The organism is Allobosea lupini (assembly GCF_900109525.1).
Lineage (GTDB): Bacteria > Pseudomonadota > Alphaproteobacteria > Rhizobiales > Beijerinckiaceae > Allobosea > Allobosea lupini.
Genome location: NZ_FOAN01000010.1, coordinates 47,778 through 62,992, shown reverse-complemented (window position 1 = coordinate 62,992; position 15,215 = coordinate 47,778). Strand labels below are relative to the sequence as shown.

General features: G+C 67.6%; 16 protein-coding genes. 10 read left to right on the top strand and 6 right to left on the bottom strand.

Annotated elements, in window-relative coordinates:
* The first annotated feature begins 88 nt into the window (after positions 1-88).
* Both BMZ21_RS24490 and dksA read left to right on the top strand, forming a co-directional pair.
* Complete coding sequence (locus BMZ21_RS24490) at positions 89-1,462, top strand: MBOAT family O-acyltransferase (protein ID WP_091840934.1); 1,374 nt, start codon at positions 89-91, stop codon at positions 1,460-1,462.
* A 333-nt stretch (positions 1,463-1,795) separates the two neighbouring features.
* Positions 1,796-2,218, top strand: a complete 423-nt coding sequence (gene dksA / locus BMZ21_RS24485; RefSeq protein ID WP_091840932.1) for an RNA polymerase-binding protein DksA — start codon at positions 1,796-1,798, stop codon at positions 2,216-2,218.
* A 98-nt stretch (positions 2,219-2,316) separates the two neighbouring features.
* Here dksA and BMZ21_RS24480 read toward each other — a convergent pair whose 3' ends face one another.
* From BMZ21_RS24480 to BMZ21_RS24460, 5 genes are all read right to left on the bottom strand, one after another.
* Positions 2,317-3,078: an HpcH/HpaI aldolase family protein gene (locus BMZ21_RS24480; RefSeq protein ID WP_091840930.1), complete on the bottom strand. Its 762-nt coding sequence runs from the start codon at positions 3,076-3,078 to the stop codon at positions 2,317-2,319.
* Positions 3,079-3,092: 14 nt separating this feature from the next.
* Positions 3,093-3,875 (bottom strand): 2-oxo-hept-4-ene-1,7-dioate hydratase, encoded by a 783-nt coding sequence (hpaH, locus tag BMZ21_RS24475; RefSeq protein WP_091840928.1) that lies wholly within the window; start codon positions 3,873-3,875, stop codon positions 3,093-3,095.
* Positions 3,876-3,968: 93 nt separating this feature from the next.
* The gene (locus BMZ21_RS24470; protein WP_091840926.1) at positions 3,969-5,474 is read right to left on the bottom strand and encodes a 2-hydroxymuconic semialdehyde dehydrogenase; all 1,506 of its coding nucleotides are present in this window, start codon (positions 5,472-5,474) and stop codon (positions 3,969-3,971) included.
* 27 nt (positions 5,475-5,501) lie between these two features.
* Entirely contained in the window at positions 5,502-6,242 is a 741-nt protein-coding gene (locus BMZ21_RS24465; protein WP_167561734.1) for an SDR family NAD(P)-dependent oxidoreductase, read from the bottom strand.
* The gene (locus tag BMZ21_RS24460; protein ID WP_091840922.1) at positions 6,239-6,955 is read right to left on the bottom strand and encodes a GntR family transcriptional regulator; all 717 of its coding nucleotides are present in this window, start codon (positions 6,953-6,955) and stop codon (positions 6,239-6,241) included. The genes BMZ21_RS24465 and BMZ21_RS24460 overlap by 4 nt, the downstream gene beginning before the upstream one ends.
* 255 nt (positions 6,956-7,210) lie before the next feature.
* Between BMZ21_RS24460 and BMZ21_RS24455 the strand changes: the two genes are divergently transcribed.
* From BMZ21_RS24455 to BMZ21_RS24420, 8 genes are read left to right on the top strand one after another with little or no spacing between them, the layout of a single operon-like run.
* On the top strand, positions 7,211-8,413 hold the full coding sequence (locus tag BMZ21_RS24455) for an ABC transporter substrate-binding protein (protein ID WP_091840920.1): 1,203 nt from the start codon (positions 7,211-7,213) through the stop codon (positions 8,411-8,413).
* A gap of 21 nt (positions 8,414-8,434) precedes the next feature.
* Positions 8,435-9,304 (top strand): branched-chain amino acid ABC transporter permease, encoded by an 870-nt coding sequence (locus tag BMZ21_RS24450; protein ID WP_091840918.1) that lies wholly within the window; start codon positions 8,435-8,437, stop codon positions 9,302-9,304.
* Positions 9,301-10,320 (top strand): branched-chain amino acid ABC transporter permease, encoded by a 1,020-nt coding sequence (locus tag BMZ21_RS24445; RefSeq protein ID WP_091840915.1) that lies wholly within the window; start codon positions 9,301-9,303, stop codon positions 10,318-10,320. The genes BMZ21_RS24450 and BMZ21_RS24445 overlap by 4 nt, the downstream gene beginning before the upstream one ends.
* On the top strand, positions 10,317-11,087 hold the full coding sequence (locus tag BMZ21_RS24440; RefSeq protein WP_091840912.1) for an ABC transporter ATP-binding protein: 771 nt from the start codon (positions 10,317-10,319) through the stop codon (positions 11,085-11,087). The genes BMZ21_RS24445 and BMZ21_RS24440 overlap by 4 nt, the downstream gene beginning before the upstream one ends.
* Entirely contained in the window at positions 11,087-11,833 is a 747-nt protein-coding gene (locus BMZ21_RS24435) for an ABC transporter ATP-binding protein (RefSeq protein WP_091840909.1), read from the top strand. Before BMZ21_RS24440 ends, BMZ21_RS24435 begins: the two co-directional genes overlap by 1 nt.
* On the top strand, positions 11,830-12,687 hold the full coding sequence (locus tag BMZ21_RS24430) for a VOC family protein (protein ID WP_091840906.1): 858 nt from the start codon (positions 11,830-11,832) through the stop codon (positions 12,685-12,687). Before BMZ21_RS24435 ends, BMZ21_RS24430 begins: the two co-directional genes overlap by 4 nt.
* A 40-nt stretch (positions 12,688-12,727) precedes the next feature.
* Entirely contained in the window at positions 12,728-13,585 is an 858-nt protein-coding gene (locus BMZ21_RS24425) for a VOC family protein (RefSeq protein WP_091840903.1), read from the top strand.
* Positions 13,582-14,268: a class II aldolase/adducin family protein gene (locus tag BMZ21_RS24420; protein WP_244543993.1), complete on the top strand. Its 687-nt coding sequence runs from the start codon at positions 13,582-13,584 to the stop codon at positions 14,266-14,268. The genes BMZ21_RS24425 and BMZ21_RS24420 overlap by 4 nt, the downstream gene beginning before the upstream one ends.
* 197 nt (positions 14,269-14,465) lie before the next feature.
* On the opposite strand, the gene flgH is transcribed toward BMZ21_RS24420, so the two are convergent.
* Positions 14,466-15,206 carry a flagellar basal body L-ring protein FlgH gene (gene flgH / locus BMZ21_RS24415; protein ID WP_091840897.1) on the bottom strand — a complete coding sequence of 247 codons (741 nt, stop codon included), beginning with the start codon at positions 15,204-15,206 and terminating at the stop codon, positions 14,466-14,468.
* Positions 15,207-15,215 lie beyond the last annotated feature (9 nt).

Below are 15,215 nucleotides of genomic sequence, written 5' to 3'. Positions count from 1 at the left end.
GCGCGGGCGAGTGTGGCGTGCGACGTCCTGACCATGACAGGGCGGCGATAATCGTCTAAGGCGGCGCTCTCCCGCCCTCGCCCGCTCGATGCTGTTCAACTCCTTCGCCTTCCTGCTCGGCTTCCTGCCGCTCGCACTCGCCCTGCACTGGCTGGTCGAGCGCTTCGCGCCGGCCTGGCGGCTGCCGCTGCTGGCGGTGCTCTCTTTCGCCTTCTATGGCTGGTGGGACTGGCGCTTCGTGCCGCTGCTCGGCTTCTCGATCCTGCTCAACTGGCTGATCGCCGAAGCCTTCCAGAAGACCAGGGCCGGCGGCCTGATCACGCTGGCCATCGCGATCAATCTCGCGATCCTGGCGCTGTTCAAATACTTCAACTTCTTCGCCGATCTCGCTGCGATGATTCCGGGATTGCCCACGACGCGGCTCGACCTCGCGCTGCCGCTCGGCATCTCCTTCTTCACCTTCCACCACGTGATGTACCTGACCGATCTGCGCCGCGGCGAAGCACCGCGCTACGATCTCGTGCGCTACGCGCTCTACATCGCCTTCTTCCCCCAGGTGCTGGCCGGGCCGCTGGTGCGCTGGCGCGAGATCATGCACCAGTTCGACGAGCGGCCTTACCTCAGGTCCGATGCGGCCGAGCGCATCGCCCGCGGCATCATGCTGCTGACGATCGGCCTGGCGAAGAAGGTGCTGATCGGCGACCCGCTTTCCGACTATGCCAATCCAGTCTTCGCGGCGGCGGCAGCCGGCGAAGTGGTCAGCATGGCGCAGGCCTGGCAGGGGACGCTGGCCTTCACATTCCAGATCTATTTCGACTTCTCCGGCTACACCGACATGGCGCTGGGCCTTGCCCTGCTCTTCGGCATCGTGCTGCCGCAGAACTTCGATGTGCCCTATCGCGCGACGAGCCTGCAGGATTTCTGGCGACGCTGGCACATGACGCTGTCGCGCTTCCTGCGCGACTATCTCTACATCCCGCTCGGCGGCTCGCGGCATGGCCTGCCGCTCCAGCTCTGGGCGCTGTTCGCCACCATGGCGCTCGGAGGCCTCTGGCACGGCGCCGGCCTCAACTTCGTCGCCTGGGGCATGGCGCATGGCGTCGTGCTCGCCATCGGCGTGCTCTGGCGGCGCGCCGGGCTGCCGATACCCAAGCTGCTCGGCTGGGCGCTGACGTTCCTCTTCGTCGCCGTCTGCTGGGTGCTGTTCCGCGCCACCTCCTTCGATGCGGCGCTGGCGATCTACAAGGGGCTCCTCGGCCTCTCGCCCATCGGCTCCGGCTTCAAATGGCGCGCCTTCCTGCCGGCGATCGCGGTCGCGATGATCGGCCCGACCGCCTGGGCAGCGGTGCACAAGGCGACGCCGGCGCGCTGGCTCGCCGTCCTCACCGCCATCCTCTTCGTGCTGGTCCTGTTCAAGATCGGCGACGACGCCAACTACGAGTTCATCTACTTCCAGTTCTGAGGCGTCCCGGCGGCAGCACCAGGATGCTGCGAAGCGCGTCGCGAGCCGGCATGCACCCTGCCAGGCGACCCGCACGCTCCCGCCCTGAGAATCGAGAGCCGGGCAACGATCCCGGCCAGACCCGGCCATCCCGGCAGGCTCCGGCATGGCCTGGCACCGGCATCGCCACTGCGGTACCGGATTGCGCTGATTTTCCAGCGCTTTGCCAGCTTGTTCACGGCTGCGCGAAAGCGATTGTTCCCGGTGTGACCAATCGCTATAAGGGCGCCAAATCGGCGGCCTCGACACGGCAAAGCCGGCGAGGCCATCGAACGCTCATGCAGAAGGCCTGCCATGTCGAAGCAGATTAGTCTTGCCCCTGACTACAAGCCCTCCGACAGCGAGCCGTTCATGAACGAGCGGCAGCGGGAGTATTTCCGCAGCAAACTGCTCGCCTGGAAGGACGAGATTCTCAAGGAGGCCAAGGAGACCCTGGTCACCTTGCAGAGCGAGAGCGAGAACCATCCGGACATCGCCGATCGCGCCTCCTCCGAGACGGATCGCGCCATCGAGCTGCGCGCCCGCGATCGCCAGCGCAAGCTGATCTCGAAGATCGACGCCGCGCTCTCCCGCATCGAGGACGGCTCCTACGGCTATTGCGAGGAGACCGGCGAGCCGATCTCGCTGAAGCGCCTGGAAGCCCGCCCGATCGCGACGCTTTCGCTGGAGGCGCAGGAGCGCCACGAGCGTAATGAGCGGGTGTTCCGGGACGATTGAGGAATGCGCGCATCGCGCTCATGCAAAGAGGCCCCGCAGGCAACTGCGGGGCCTCTTTGCATGGAAGGCTGATGTCCGGTCAGGGCGGGGGGTGCTGCCTATCGGAACGCCTTCGCCAGCGCGTCGGCGTGCTTGGTCAGCAGGCCGAGATCCGAGCCGACCGCGACGAAGCGATAGCCCCATTCGATATAGCGCCGTGCATCGGCTTCGGACGGCGTCAGAATGCCGGCCGGCTTGCCGACGGCCGTAAGCCTCTCGACCGCGCCTTTGATCGCGGCCTGGACTTCGGGGTGGCCGGGGTTGCCGATATGGCCGAGCGAGGCGGAGAGATCGGCCGGGCCGATGAAGACGCCGTCGACGCCATCGACCGAGGCGATCGCCTCGAGCTGCGCCAAGGCCTCGCCGGTCTCGACCTGGACGAGCACGCAGATCTCGGCATCGGCGCGCTTGAGATAGTCGGGCACGCGGCCATAACGGCTGCCGCGCCCGCTCACGGTGATGCCGCGGATGCCGGCCGGCGGATAGCGGCAGGCGGCGACCGCCTTGGCGGCTTCCTCGGCAGTCTGGACGAAGGGCACCAGCACGGCCTGCGTGCCGATGTCGAGCAGGCGCTTCAGCAGCACCGGATCGTTCCAGGCCGGGCGCACAATCGGCGTCGCAGTGCCGGCCTGCAGCGCCTGGAGCTGGGCGAGAACCGCCGGCGGCTCGTTGGGCGAGTGCTCGGTGTCGACCAGGATCCAGTCGAAGCCGCTATGGCCGATGAGCTCGGCGACGATCGGGCTGCACAGGCTGCTCCACAGCCCGATCTGCAGTTCGCCGCGGGCGAGCGCGGCCTTGAAGGTGTTGCGGGGCAGATCCATTGGCGAGCGATCCTTCAGACGAACTGCACGGAGACGCTACCGAGCGGCCCGAAATCGGCATGCAGCGTGTCGCCCTTGTTAGCCCAGACCGGCCGAGTGAAGGAACCCGACAGCATCAGGTCGCCCGGCTGTAGGGTGATGTCGAAGGGCGCGAGCTTGTTGGCGAGCCAGGCGATCGCCATGGCGGGATGGCCGAGCACGCCGGCGGCGAGGCCGGTCTCCTCGATCTCGGAGTTGCGGTAGAAGATCGCGCCGACCCAGCGCAGGTCGACATCTTCAGGCCGGACCGGCCGCCCGCCCAGCACGATGCCGGCGGCGGCGCCATTGTCGGCGACCGTGTCGAAGATCTTGCGCGGCTCGGTGACCCGCGCATCGATGATCTCGATCGAGGGCACGACATATTCGGTCGCCCGCAGCACGTCGATCAGCCCGATGCCCGGCCCCTTCAGCGGCTCCTTCAGGATGAAGGTCAGCTCCGGCTCGACGCGCGGCACGCAGAAATTCTCGAACTTCACCTTGGCACCGTCGTTCAGGAGAAGGTCGTCGAAGAGATAGCCGTAATCGGGCTCGTCGATCTTCGAGGAGGCCTGCATCGCCTTCGAGGTCAGGCCGATCTTGTGGCCGATGATGCGGGCGCCGGCCTTGACCCGCTCCTGCGCCACCGCCGAGGAGATCGCATAGGAATCGGCGATCTCGATCTCCGGGAACATCTGCGAGGGCCGCTCGCCCTGCTTCTTGGTGCGATGGCTCTCGAGCAGGGAGCGCACCACCTGCGCGCGCTGGGCTTCCGTCAGCATGGACGCTTCCTATGACCTGTTGCGCTGATCGCGCGTGTGGAGACGGCAGTCGCAAGCGACCGCCAGGTGTGGCGGGTGAAAGCGTCGGGAGCTTCAGAGCTTGACGCAGACGTTGCGCAGCTCGGTGTAGAACTCCATCGAGTGCACGCCGCCCTCGCGGCCGATGCCTGATTGCTTCGAGCCGCCGAAGGGGGTGCGCAGATCGCGCAGAAACCAGGAGTTCACCCAGGTGATGCCGACCTCGACCTGCGCCGCGACGCGATGAGCCCGCGTCAGGTTCTGCGTCCAGATCGAGGTGGCGAGGCCGTAGGAGCTGTCGTTCGCCAGCGCGATCACGGCATCCTCCTCGTCGAAGGGCACGATGTTGCAGCATGGCCCGAAGATCTCCTCGCGCATCACCGCCGAAGCCTCGGAGAGACCGGTCCAGATCGTCGGCTCGACGAAGGAGCCGGCGGAATACGGCGCCGGCAGCTCGGGGATGCCTCCCCCGGTGACGATCTCAGCCCCCTCGGCCTTCGCCTTGGCGTAGTAGGACAACACCTTATCGCGGTGGACCTGGCTGATCAGCGGGCCAAGCGTGGTCGCGGCCTCGAACGGGTTGCCCGGCTTCAGCTTTTCAGCCGCCTGCTTCAGCCGCTGGGTGAACTGATCGAAGATCGGCCGCTCCACGTAGACGCGCTCGGTACCCAAGCAGACCTGGCCGCAATTGGCGAAGACGGCGCGACCGACGCCCTCGATCGCCTTGTCCATGTCGCAATCGGCGAAGACCAGCGAGGCGTTCTTGCCGCCGAGCTCGAGCGAGACGGGACGGACGCCCCTCGACGCGGCGCGCATGATCGCCTCGCCCGTCCGGGTCTCGCCGGTGAAGGTGATGCCATCCACCAGCGGATGGCTGGTCAGGTATTCGCCGGCGCTGTCCTCGCCGAAGCCGTGCACGACATTGTAGACGCCGGGGGGCACGCCGGCCTCGTTCATGATCTCGCCGAGCAGGGTCGCCGTGGTCGGCGTCTCCTCGGAGGGCTTGACCACGACGGTGTTGCCGCAGGCGAGCGCCGGCGCGACCTTCCAGGTCATCAGCAGCAGCGGCAGGTTCCACGGGCAGACTACGGCGATGACGCCGCGCGGCCCGCGGATCGCATAGTTCAGCGCCCCTGCCCCGTCCGGCGTCGCCATGCGGAAGGTCTCGGTCGAGAGCGTCAGCACCTGGTCGGCGAAGACGTTGAAGTTCGCGGCGCCGCGCGGAATGTCGATATGCGAGGCGAGGCTCTTGGGCTTGCCGGTGTCGAGCACCTCGGCGGCGAGGAAGTCGTCGAAGCGGGCCATGATCCCGTCGGCGACCTTGCGCAGGATGGCCGAGCGCTGCTGCTCGCTCATCTTGCCCCACGGGCCCTTGAGCGCGCGCCTGGCCGCCTTGACCGCATCGTCGATCGCGGCCGAATCGGCCTCCGGCACGAGGTTGATCAGCTCGCCCGTCGCCGGGTGGCGGTTCTCGAAGCTGCTGCGACCGGCCGGCACGAAGCGCCCGTCGATGAAATGCGACAGGCGGGCGGTCTCGGCGCTGGCGGCAGCGCCCTGGTAGCGCGGAACGGCGCTGTTCATCGTCTCACTCCCGGTCTGGTCATGTCGTCATGGGCGCATCATCGCGCCGCCGTTCACGTCGAGGATGGCGCCGGAGACGAAGCTCGCCGCCGGTGAGCAGAGGAAGGCGATCGGCCAGGCGATCTCCTCCGGCCGGGCGGCCCGGCCGAGCGGATGCTTCGCCAGCGCGCCCGAGAGATCGTGGACGCCGACCATGGCCGTGTCGGTGATCCCCGGCGCAACGCCGTTGACCAGCACGCCCTGCCCTCCGAAGCGGGCGGCGAGCCAGCGCACCAGCGTGTGCAGGCCGCCCTTCGACGCCGCGTAATGCGGGCCGACGCCGGGGAAGGAGCCGCCGGTCGCCGCGACGATCGAGCCGACGAGGACAACCCGTCCACCGCCACGCGCCGCCATGGCGGGCACGAGCTCGCGCGCCAGGCGCATCGGCGCCATCAGGTTGAGCGAGAGCGTCGTCTCGGCGACCTCGTCCCAGCCATCGTCATCCCAGTCGAGTGGGCGGTAGATGCCGGCGCCGAGGACGGCGGCATCGATCGGCCCGGCCAGTTCCGACAGGCGCCGGGGCGCATCGCCGTCGAGCAGGTCGATGACGATCTCGCGGGCGCCGCCCGCCTTCTCGCCGAGCCCCGCGATCGTCGCCTCGCAGGAGATGCGGTCTGTGAGGACGAGCCTGGCGCCGAGGCCCGCCAGGACCTGCGCCGTCACCGCGCCGATACCGCCTGCCGCACCAGTGACCAGAATGGTCTTCCCGCTCAGATCAAAACCGCTCACGCTTTGCCTCCGGAAACCTGGTCGTCGTCCTGCGCCAGCGCGGCCATCGCCTTGCGCACCTCTTCGGCCGTGCGGGAGAGATGCAGCTCGGTCATCCGGCAGGCCCGCAGCGCGTTGCGCTGCATCGTCGCGTCGTAGATGGCGCGGTGCTCGTCATGGACGTTGCGCCAACCGCGCGAGACGTTGAGCGAGACGCGGCGATAGCGCTCGGACTGCTGGTAGAGCAGGTCGCGCAGCTTGATCAGCATCGGCGAGCCGGCGGCCGAGACCAGAGCGGCATGGAAGGCGCGGTTGCGCGCTTCCCAGGTTTCAAGCTGTTCCGGCGGCAGCGCCTCGCTGGTATGCGGGAGATGCTCCTCGACCGCCGCCAGCGCCTCGAACGCTGCCGCGACGTCGCGCTCCCACGCCGCATCGCCATTTCGGATCGCGGCGTTGAGCGCCTCGGTCTCGATCAGGGCACGGACGCGGGACACGTCGTCGAGCTCGTCGAGCGAAAGTGGCGCCACCCAGAAGCCGCGCTGCCCTTCCGAGACGACGAGCAGGTCGCCCATCAGGCGGGCGAGCGCCTCGCGCAGCGGCGACATGCCGACCTCGTAGTCCTGCGCCAGGCCTTCGAGCTTCAGCTTGCTACCGGCCGCGAGCCGGCCGTTGACGATATCGCCGCGCAATTGGCGGTAGGTCCTGTCGGCCAGGGTCTTGTCGGATGCGGACATTCCGAAGCACGCAGCTCCTGTTGTCGATAGCTCTCTCTAGCATCAAATTTCGAAATTACAATCCTGATGGCACTGATCATTGCCGACCAAAATCTCTTTAATTCCTATAATTAAAGGGGTTCTCTATAAGAGACCGCGCGGAGGCGGATTCAGTCCGTCGAAAAAATATCGAAATAATATTGACAGGCCAAAGCCGTTCTGATCGGATGCCGGCCAATCGAGTGGCACCAAGATCGCCCCGTTGGAGGACGTCCCATGACCGAGCGCTTTCCGCTGTCCCGCCGCAGCTTCCTCGCGACTGCGGGCGCTACCGCCCTCTCAGGCGCGATCGGCGCGCCGGCTTTGGCGCAGAGCGCCAGCGAGCCGCTGAAGATCGGCATGGTGACCTCGCTGTCGGGGCCGTTCACGGCGCTCGGCGAGAGCATGCGCGCCGGCATGCAGATGTTCCTGGCCGAGAATGGCGGCAAGCTCGCCGGCCGCGCCGTCGAATTGATCGTCGAGGACGATCAGGCCAAGCCCGACGAGGGCGTGCGCAAGTTCCGCAAGCTCCTCGGGCAGGACAATGTCGACATCGTCTCCGGGGTGATTTCCTCGGCGGTGGCGCTCGCCGTCCGCGACGTGGTGACCGAGGCCAAGGCACTGACCTTCATCTCGGCCGGCTCGGCCAATGATCTTGCCCGCAAGGCGGCAAGCCCCTTCGTCTTCCGGCCGACCAAGACCAACTGGATGCTCGGCCACACCGCCGGCCAGTGGGCTTTCGAGAAGCTCGGCAAGTCCGGCTGCCTGACCATCGCCGCCGACTACGCCGCCGGCCGCGAATCCGTCGGCGATTTCGTCGCGAGCTACCAGCAGCAGGGCGGCAAGGTCGGCAAGCAGCTCTGGGCGCCGCTGGGCACCACCGATTTCGGGCCGCTGCTGACGACGATCGCGGCCGAGAAGCCCGAATTCATCTTCTCCTTCTTCGCCGGCTCGGACGCGGTGCGCTTCCTGCGTCAGATGCGCGAGTATCGCCTGCACGGCAAGGTCAAGCTGATCGGCAGCGGCGCGCTGTTCGATCAGGAAGACGTGGTTTCGGCCGTCAAGGAAGCGGCTCTGGGCGGGCTCAACACCTGCAACCAGTCGCCGACGGCGCCGAGCTCGGCCGCCTTCACCAGGGCCTATCAGGCCGCCCGCAACGCCATGCCCGGCGAGATGGGCACGGCCGGCTATGTCACCGGCCAGGTGATCAAGGCCGCAATCGAGCGCGTCCAGGGCGATCTCTCCAACAAGGAGAAGGTCAAGGAGGCGCTGCTCGCCAAGGAGGTCGAGACGGTGTTTGGGCCGATGCCGTTCGATCCGCGCAACAACCAGGCGATCCTCGACATCTACGTCAACGAGATCAAGGACAGCACCGGCGGCCCGGTCAACCAGGTGATTCACACCTACAAGGCCGTGCGCGATCCGGGCCCGGTGGCCTGAGGTCTACGAAGGAGCTTTCCCGTGGGCTTCTACGCCGTCCAGAGCCTGAACGCGCTGTCGTTCTCGATGCTCCTGCTGCTGACCGGGCTCGGCCTGTCGGTGGTGCTCAACCTGATGAATTTCGTCAACCTGACCCACGGCTCCTTCTTCCTGCTCGGCGCCTATATCGGCGTCTACTGGCTGGCTTCGGGCGCGCCCTGGTGGCTCGCCTTTCCGGTTGCCTTTGTAGCCGCCGGCCTTGCCGGCTTCCTGCTGGAACGCTTCCCGTTCCGGCAGTTCTACGCACGAACCCATCTGATGCAGGTGCTCTTGACCTACGGCCTGTCGGTGATCTTCGCCGACCTGATGCGCTGGGGTTTCGGCGCGCAGATCCTCTCGGCGGAAATCCCGGAAGCGCTGCGCGGCGTCGTCTTCATCATGGACATGCCGTTCCCGATCTACCGGCTCTTCATCATCGGCTTCGGCGCGGCGCTCGCCTTCGCGCTCTGGTTCGTGATCGACCGCACCATCTGGGGCGCGGTGGTCAGGGCCTGCGTTACCGATCGCGGCTTCGTCGAGACGCTCGGTCTCGACACGCGCCGGATCTTCACCGCCGTGCTGGTGATCTCGGCGGGTCTCGGCGGCATTTCCGGCGCGCTCGGGGCGGGCATCCTCTCCGCCTATCCCGGCCTCGACGAGGAGGTGCTGATCCTGGCGCTGATCGTCGTCGTCGCCGGCGGGCTCGGCACCTTCCGCGGCACCGTGCTGAGCGCGCTCCTGCTCGGCTTCGCCATGACCTTCTCCAAGGTCTGGGTGCCGGAATTCTCAAACGTCGTCGCCCTTGCCGTCATGGCCGCGCTGCTGGTCGCGCTGCCCGAAGGCCTGGTCGCCAGGAAGGTGAGGCAGGTATGAGCTCGATCACCGACGGGACCGGCCGCGTGGAAGCGCGCCCCGCCAGTGAGCGGCGCAGCCTGCCGATGGCCGCGAGGCTGGCATTGCTTGCGCTCGCCGCTGCGGCTCCCCTGCTCTTCGCCGGCGACTACCAGCTGCGTTTCCTCGCCGAGATCCTGATCATCGGCACGGCCGTGCTCAGCCTCGATTTGCTGGTCGGCTTCGGCGGGCTGGTCTCGCTCGGCCATGCCGTCTTCTTCGGCGGCGCGGCCTATGCCGCGGCGATCGCGGCGCAGACGCTCGGCGCCGATGTCGTGGTGATGCTCGCCGTCGGCATCGCCACCGGCATGGCGGCGGCGCTGTTGATGGGCGTCGTGGTGATGCGCACCATCGCCCTATTCTTCCTGATCCTCAGCCTGATCGTCGGCCAGATCGTCTGGGAGGTTGTGTTCCACTGGCGGGAGGTCACCGGCGGTGCCGACGGCCTGCGCGGCTTCCCGGTGCTGACCCTGCACACCGGCTTCGCCACGATCCCGCTCAACAACGGCGTCGCGCTCTATCTCGCCGCACTGGTGCTGGCGCTCGTCGCGTTCCTTGCCGCCCGCTCCTTCGTCGATGCGCCGATCGGCCGGGCCCTGCTCGGCACCCGCGAGCGCCAGCTCCGGATGAGCGCGCTCGGTTATTCGATCCCGCGTATCCGCCTGATGGCGCTGCTCGCCTCCGGCGCCATCGCCGGTGCGGCCGGGGCGCTCTATCCCTTCGTCAACCAGTATGTCGGCCCCAATGCCGTGCATTGGACGATGTCGGCGATGATGATCATCATGCTGGTGATCGGCGGCGTCGGCTCGCTCTACGGCGCCTTCATCGGCGCGGCGATCTATCTCGGCATCCAGACCTATGTCTCGTCCTACACCGATCGCTGGCAGCTCATCGTCGGCCTCGTCTTCGTGCTGACCGTGATGATCATGCCGAAGGGCGTCGTCGCCGGGCTGAAGGCGGCCTTTGGACGGCGCAATGATGCGGAGGGCCGCTCATGAGCGCGAACGCCGTTCCCGCCCTCGCGATCGAGGGCGTCGCCAAGTCCTTCGGCGGGCTGAAGGTGCTGAGCGATGTCTCGGTCACGCTCGGTCAGGGCGAATGCCTCGGCCTGATCGGCCCCAACGGCGCCGGCAAGACGACCCTGTTCAACATCGTCACCGGCTTCCTGATCCCCGATCAGGGCCGCGTCGCCTTCGCCGGCGAGGACATCACCCGGGCAAAGCCCGACATGCGTGTCCGCGCCGGGCTGGTGCGGACCTTCCAGAAGAGCATGGCCTTCCCCGAGCTCAGCGTCCGCGAGAACCTTGCCTTGGCAGCACGGTCCCGAAGCGGCGAAGGCTATGGCTGGTTCGGCAGCCGCAAGGCCGTCGCCGCAGCGGATGAAGCCGCCGACGCGTTGCTGACGCGCGCCCAGTTGCGCGATCGGGCCGGCTTGCCGGTCGCGGGCCTGTCCTACGGCGAGCAGCGCATCGTCGACGTGCTGGTCTCGTTGGCGATGCGCCCGCGCGTACTCCTGCTCGACGAGCCCACCGCCGGCCTGTCGCGCGCCGAGGGCGAGCACCTGATCGAGGTCGTCCGAACGCTCGGCGAGGACCTCTCCACCATCCTGATCGCGCATGATCTCGATATCGTCTTTCGCGTCTGCGACCGCGTCGCCGTGCTCGATCTCGGCCGCTTGATCGCCTGCGATACGCCCGACGCGATCAAGGCGCATGAGGGTGCGCAGGCCGCCTATCTCGGCGCCTCGCTTGGGGAGGCCGCATGATGTCCGCGCAGGCACAGCAACAATCGGCAGCCGCCACCTATCTCGAAGTCGCCGGGCTTGATGCCGGCTATGACGGCGTGCGCGTCCTGCACGGTGTCGATTTCTCGCTGGCGCATGGCGAGGCCGTGGCGCTGCTCGGCCGCAACGGTGCCGGCAAGAGCACGCTCTGCTCGGCCCTGTTCGGGCTGGAGCCGCAGATCTCCGGCCGGATCGCGATCAAGGGCCAGGACGTCGCCGGCTGGCCGGGGCACCGCATCGCCCGGCTCGGCGTCGCGCTGGTGCCGCAGGGGCGCGGCGTCTACGCCAATCTCACCGTCGACGAGAACCTGACCATGGCGGCGCTGTGGTCGCGCAAGCAGCCGAGCCGGCGCTGGGTCAAGGAGAGCATCTACGAGGACTTCCCGCGCCTTGCCGAGCGGCGCTCCTTCTCCAGCGGCGCGCTCAGCGGCGGCGAGCGGCAATTGCTGGCGATCGCGCGGGCCCTGCTGACGCAGGCCGATCTGATCGTGCTCGACGAGCCGAGCGAAGGCCTCTCGCCTCGCGCCATCGAAGAGGTCATCATCGGCACGGTCGGGCGCCTGCGCGGCGAAGGCTACACCCTGCTGATCGCCGAGCAGAACCTTGCCATGGCGCTGACGCTCGCCGAACGGGCGCTGGTCCTCGACCATGGCCGCGTCGTCTTCGACGGACCGTCGGCGACCCTGCTGGCCGACAAGGACCTCCAGAAAGAGCATCTCGGGCTATGAGCGACGCGATCACCATCGAGCAATTGCGCTATGTCCGGCTCGGCACCGCCGATCTGAAGGGCGCCGCCGATTTCGCCTCCCGCATCCTCGGTCTCCAGCTCGTCGACCGCACCGAGACATCAGCCTATTTCCGCTCCGACTATCGCGACCACACGCTGGTCTATGTCGACGGGCTCGATGCCGGCCAGGCGATCGGCTTCGAGCTGCGCGATCCCGACGCGCTGGCCCATGCCGAAAAGCTGCTGCAGGGCGCCGGCTTCGCCACCACGCCTGGCGATGCCGAGGCCTGCGCGATCAGAAAAGTCCGGCAGTTCGTCTCCTTCAGGATGGCGGCAGGCTACGACATCGAGCTTGTGGTCAGGCCGCTGGAGTCCGGCTGGCGCTATCACGGCCCGCGCGATGCCGGCATCACCGGGCTGGAAGCGATCGCCTTGCGCGGCGCGCCGGATGCCTCCGACCAGCAGGTCTGGACCAGACTGCTCGGCGGCAAGGTCAGCGACTGGGTCGGCGACGCCGCCTATATCCGCTTCGACGAGGCGCATCACCGCATCGCCGTGCACCCCTCGCAGGAGAAGGGCATCCTCTCCGTCGAGTTCGGCGTCGAGGACGTCGATCTCGTCATGCAGAACGCCTACCATCTGCGTGGCGCCCAGGCACGCATCATGGATGGCCCCGGCCGGCGCACCGCCTCGCAGCAGCTCTTCCTGAGCGTCGCCGGCCCCGACGGCGTCAACTTCTCCTATGTCGCGGAAGGCGAGCGCCTCGCCTCCCCTCGCCGCGCCCGGCAGTTCCCGCGCAAGCGCGAATCCTTCTGCGCCTGGGGCAGCGACACGCAGATTCCGGAATACCAGTGAAGCGTCTTCGCCGGCGCCGCGCCGGCAGGAGGGAGCGACCATGATCAAGCTAGCCGATGTCTCCTATGTCCGACTCGGGACCCGCGACCTCGAGGGCGCGACCCATTTCGCCACCGAATACCTCGGCCTCGACGTCGCCGAGCGCGCCAAGGGCTCGGTCTATTTCAAGTCGGACGCGCGCGAGCACACGCTCTGCTATTTCGAGGGCGACCCGGGCGACCAGGTCGTCTGTTTCGAGGTGGAAGAACAATCTCATCTCGATGAAGCCGCAGCCCAGCTCGAAAGCCTCGGCCATCCCGTCCGGCGCGGCACCGCCTCGGAGGCGGCGCTGCGCAAGGTCCACGATTTCATCGCCTTCCGCGACCCGACCGGCAATCCGATCGAGCTCGCCTGGCGCCCGGCCTATAGCGGGCGGCGCTATCACGGCGCGCGCGATGCCGGCATCACCGGCTTCAGCCATGTCGGCCTCTGCTCCAGCGATCTCGCCCGCGACGAAGCCTTCTGGACCAAGGTCACCAATGCGCAGGTCTCCGACCGCATCGGCGACGCGCCGCTGCTGCGCATTGACGAGGTCCATCACACCATCGCGCTGTTTCCCTCGGCGAAGCCCGGCATCCAGCACATCAACCACCAGGTCGAGACCGGCGACGACATCATGCGCTCGCACCAGTTCCTGAAGGACCGGCAGGTGCGCATGGTCTTCGGCCCCGGCCGGCACCCGACCTCCTCGGCAAAATTCCTCTATTTCGAAGGGCCGGAGGGCATGGTCTTCGAATATTCCAGCGGCGTGCGCGAGATCGCCGACGAGCTGCTCTGGCGCGAGCGCCAGTTCATGTTCGAGCCGAAGGGCTTCTGCAAATGGGGCGCCAAGCCCAACATCACCGAATTCAACAAGTGAGCCCGACATCGCCGCGGCCGAGCGCCGCCCAGGAGAATCTGGTCCGGCAGGCCGGGCGTGCGCTGGCGCGCCATGGCCTCGTCCATGCCTATGGCCATTGCAGCATGCGCCTCGACCAGGGCCATTTCCTCGTCTCCCCGGCCAAGCCGCTCGGACTGGTCGGGGATGAGGATAGCTGCAGCGTCGTCCCGCTCGAGGGGCCATTGCCCGATGGGGTGCTCGGCGAGGTCCGCATCCATCGCGAGATCTATCGGCGGCGGCCGGAGGTCGGCGGCGTCGTGCGCTCGATGCCTCCCAGGGTGATGACGCTCGGCACCGCCCGGATCACCCCGAAGCCACGGCACGGCTTCGGCAGCTATTTCGCGCCGCAGCCGCCACTTTGGGACGATCCGCAACTGCTGCGCGATGACGTGCAGGCCGCCGCCCTCGCAGAGCAGATGGCTGCGGCCCGCGCCATCGTCATGCGCGGAAACGGCGCGGTCACCGCCGGCGGAAGCCTGGAAGAGGCGGTGGTGCTGACCTGGTATCTCGAGGACGCGGCGCGCGTCGAGTTCGAGGCGCGAGCGGCAGGGATCGCCGAGGGCGGGGTCATCCTCGGCGAGGCAGAGGTTGCCCAGCGCGCGACCTGGTCCGGCGCCATCCTCGACCGCATGTGGGCCTATCTGACGACGCCGCAGCGCTGAGCACCGGCGAGGCCCATCCAATCTTGGAAAGCAAAGCCCCGCGCGGGAGGGCGCGGGGCTTCTGGCCGCCAGCTTTTGTAGCTTGGGGAGCGTGGCGGGCGGCCGGGAGGAATGGCGGCTCGGGAGAGACCGCCGGGCCGGCGCGAAGGCATGGAACGTGGGGAGCGTTGCCGTCGCGCCGGAAACTCGGGATCGGTTCAGAAGGGCAGCAGGATATCCATCACCTGCTGGCCGTAGCGCGGCTGCTGCACATCGGTGATCTGGCCGCGGCCGCCATAGGCGATGCGGGCCTGGGCGATCTTGGCCGAATCGATCGTGTTGTCGGATTCGATGTCCTCCGGACGGATCACGCCGGCGACGATCAGTTCGCGCACCTCGAAATTGACCCTGATCTCCTGCTTGCCCTCGATGACGAGGTTGCCGTTCGGCAGCGTCTGGGTGACGACGGCAGCGACATTGGTGGCGAGCTGCTCGGCCCGGCGCACTGAGCCCGAGCCCTCGCTGGAAGAATCCGAGTCGAGTTTCAGGAACGAGCTGGGATCGGCATTCTTCTTCCACTTGCTCTCAGCCCCGAAGAAATTCTCGGCACCGAGATCCTCGCCGTTCTTGCGGCTGCGCTTGGTGGTGTTGTCGAGCTGGGCCCGATCGGTGACCTTGACCTTGACGGTGACGAGGTCGCCGACGAGCCGGGCGCGCTGGTCCTTGAAGAAGGCACGCGAGCCGGTGCGCCAGAGCGAGTTCGGCGCGTAGGAGGCGTGCTCCACCGCCGGCATCGGCATCTGCACCGGCTTGTAGCCCTTCGTTGCGGTCGGGTCCTCGATCGGCGACAGCGCCGGCGCCTGGCCGACATTGGCGAGCCGGTCGACGGCGCCGCAGGCGCCCAGCATCAGGCTGAGGCCAAGCACGGCTGGGAGGGCGAGAGGGCTGGTCGAGGTCATGGCAACGGT

Bases quoted from the DNA above. Each gene is read 5' to 3' on its own strand.
- BMZ21_RS24445 (WP_091840915.1), top strand. From the start codon at position 9,301: ATGAGCTCGATCACCGACGGGACCGGCCGCGTGGAAGCGCGCCCCGCC.
- flgH (WP_091840897.1), bottom strand. From the start codon at position 15,206: ATGACCTCGACCAGCCCTCTCGCCCTCCCAGCCGTGCTTGGCCTCAGC.
- BMZ21_RS24480 (WP_091840930.1), bottom strand. From the start codon at position 3,078: ATGGATCTGCCCCGCAACACCTTCAAGGCCGCGCTCGCCCGCGGCGAA.
- dksA (WP_091840932.1), top strand. From the start codon at position 1,796: ATGTCGAAGCAGATTAGTCTTGCCCCTGACTACAAGCCCTCCGACAGC.
- BMZ21_RS24430 (WP_091840906.1), top strand. From the start codon at position 11,830: ATGAGCGACGCGATCACCATCGAGCAATTGCGCTATGTCCGGCTCGGC.
- BMZ21_RS24470 (WP_091840926.1), bottom strand. From the start codon at position 5,474: ATGAACAGCGCCGTTCCGCGCTACCAGGGCGCTGCCGCCAGCGCCGAG.
- BMZ21_RS24455 (WP_091840920.1), top strand. From the start codon at position 7,211: ATGACCGAGCGCTTTCCGCTGTCCCGCCGCAGCTTCCTCGCGACTGCG.
- BMZ21_RS24460 (WP_091840922.1), bottom strand. From the start codon at position 6,955: ATGTCCGCATCCGACAAGACCCTGGCCGACAGGACCTACCGCCAATTG.
- BMZ21_RS24490 (WP_091840934.1), top strand. From the start codon at position 89: ATGCTGTTCAACTCCTTCGCCTTCCTGCTCGGCTTCCTGCCGCTCGCA.
- BMZ21_RS24425 (WP_091840903.1), top strand. From the start codon at position 12,728: ATGATCAAGCTAGCCGATGTCTCCTATGTCCGACTCGGGACCCGCGAC.
- hpaH (WP_091840928.1), bottom strand. From the start codon at position 3,875: ATGCTGACGGAAGCCCAGCGCGCGCAGGTGGTGCGCTCCCTGCTCGAG.
- BMZ21_RS24440 (WP_091840912.1), top strand. From the start codon at position 10,317: ATGAGCGCGAACGCCGTTCCCGCCCTCGCGATCGAGGGCGTCGCCAAG.
- BMZ21_RS24435 (WP_091840909.1), top strand. From the start codon at position 11,087: ATGTCCGCGCAGGCACAGCAACAATCGGCAGCCGCCACCTATCTCGAA.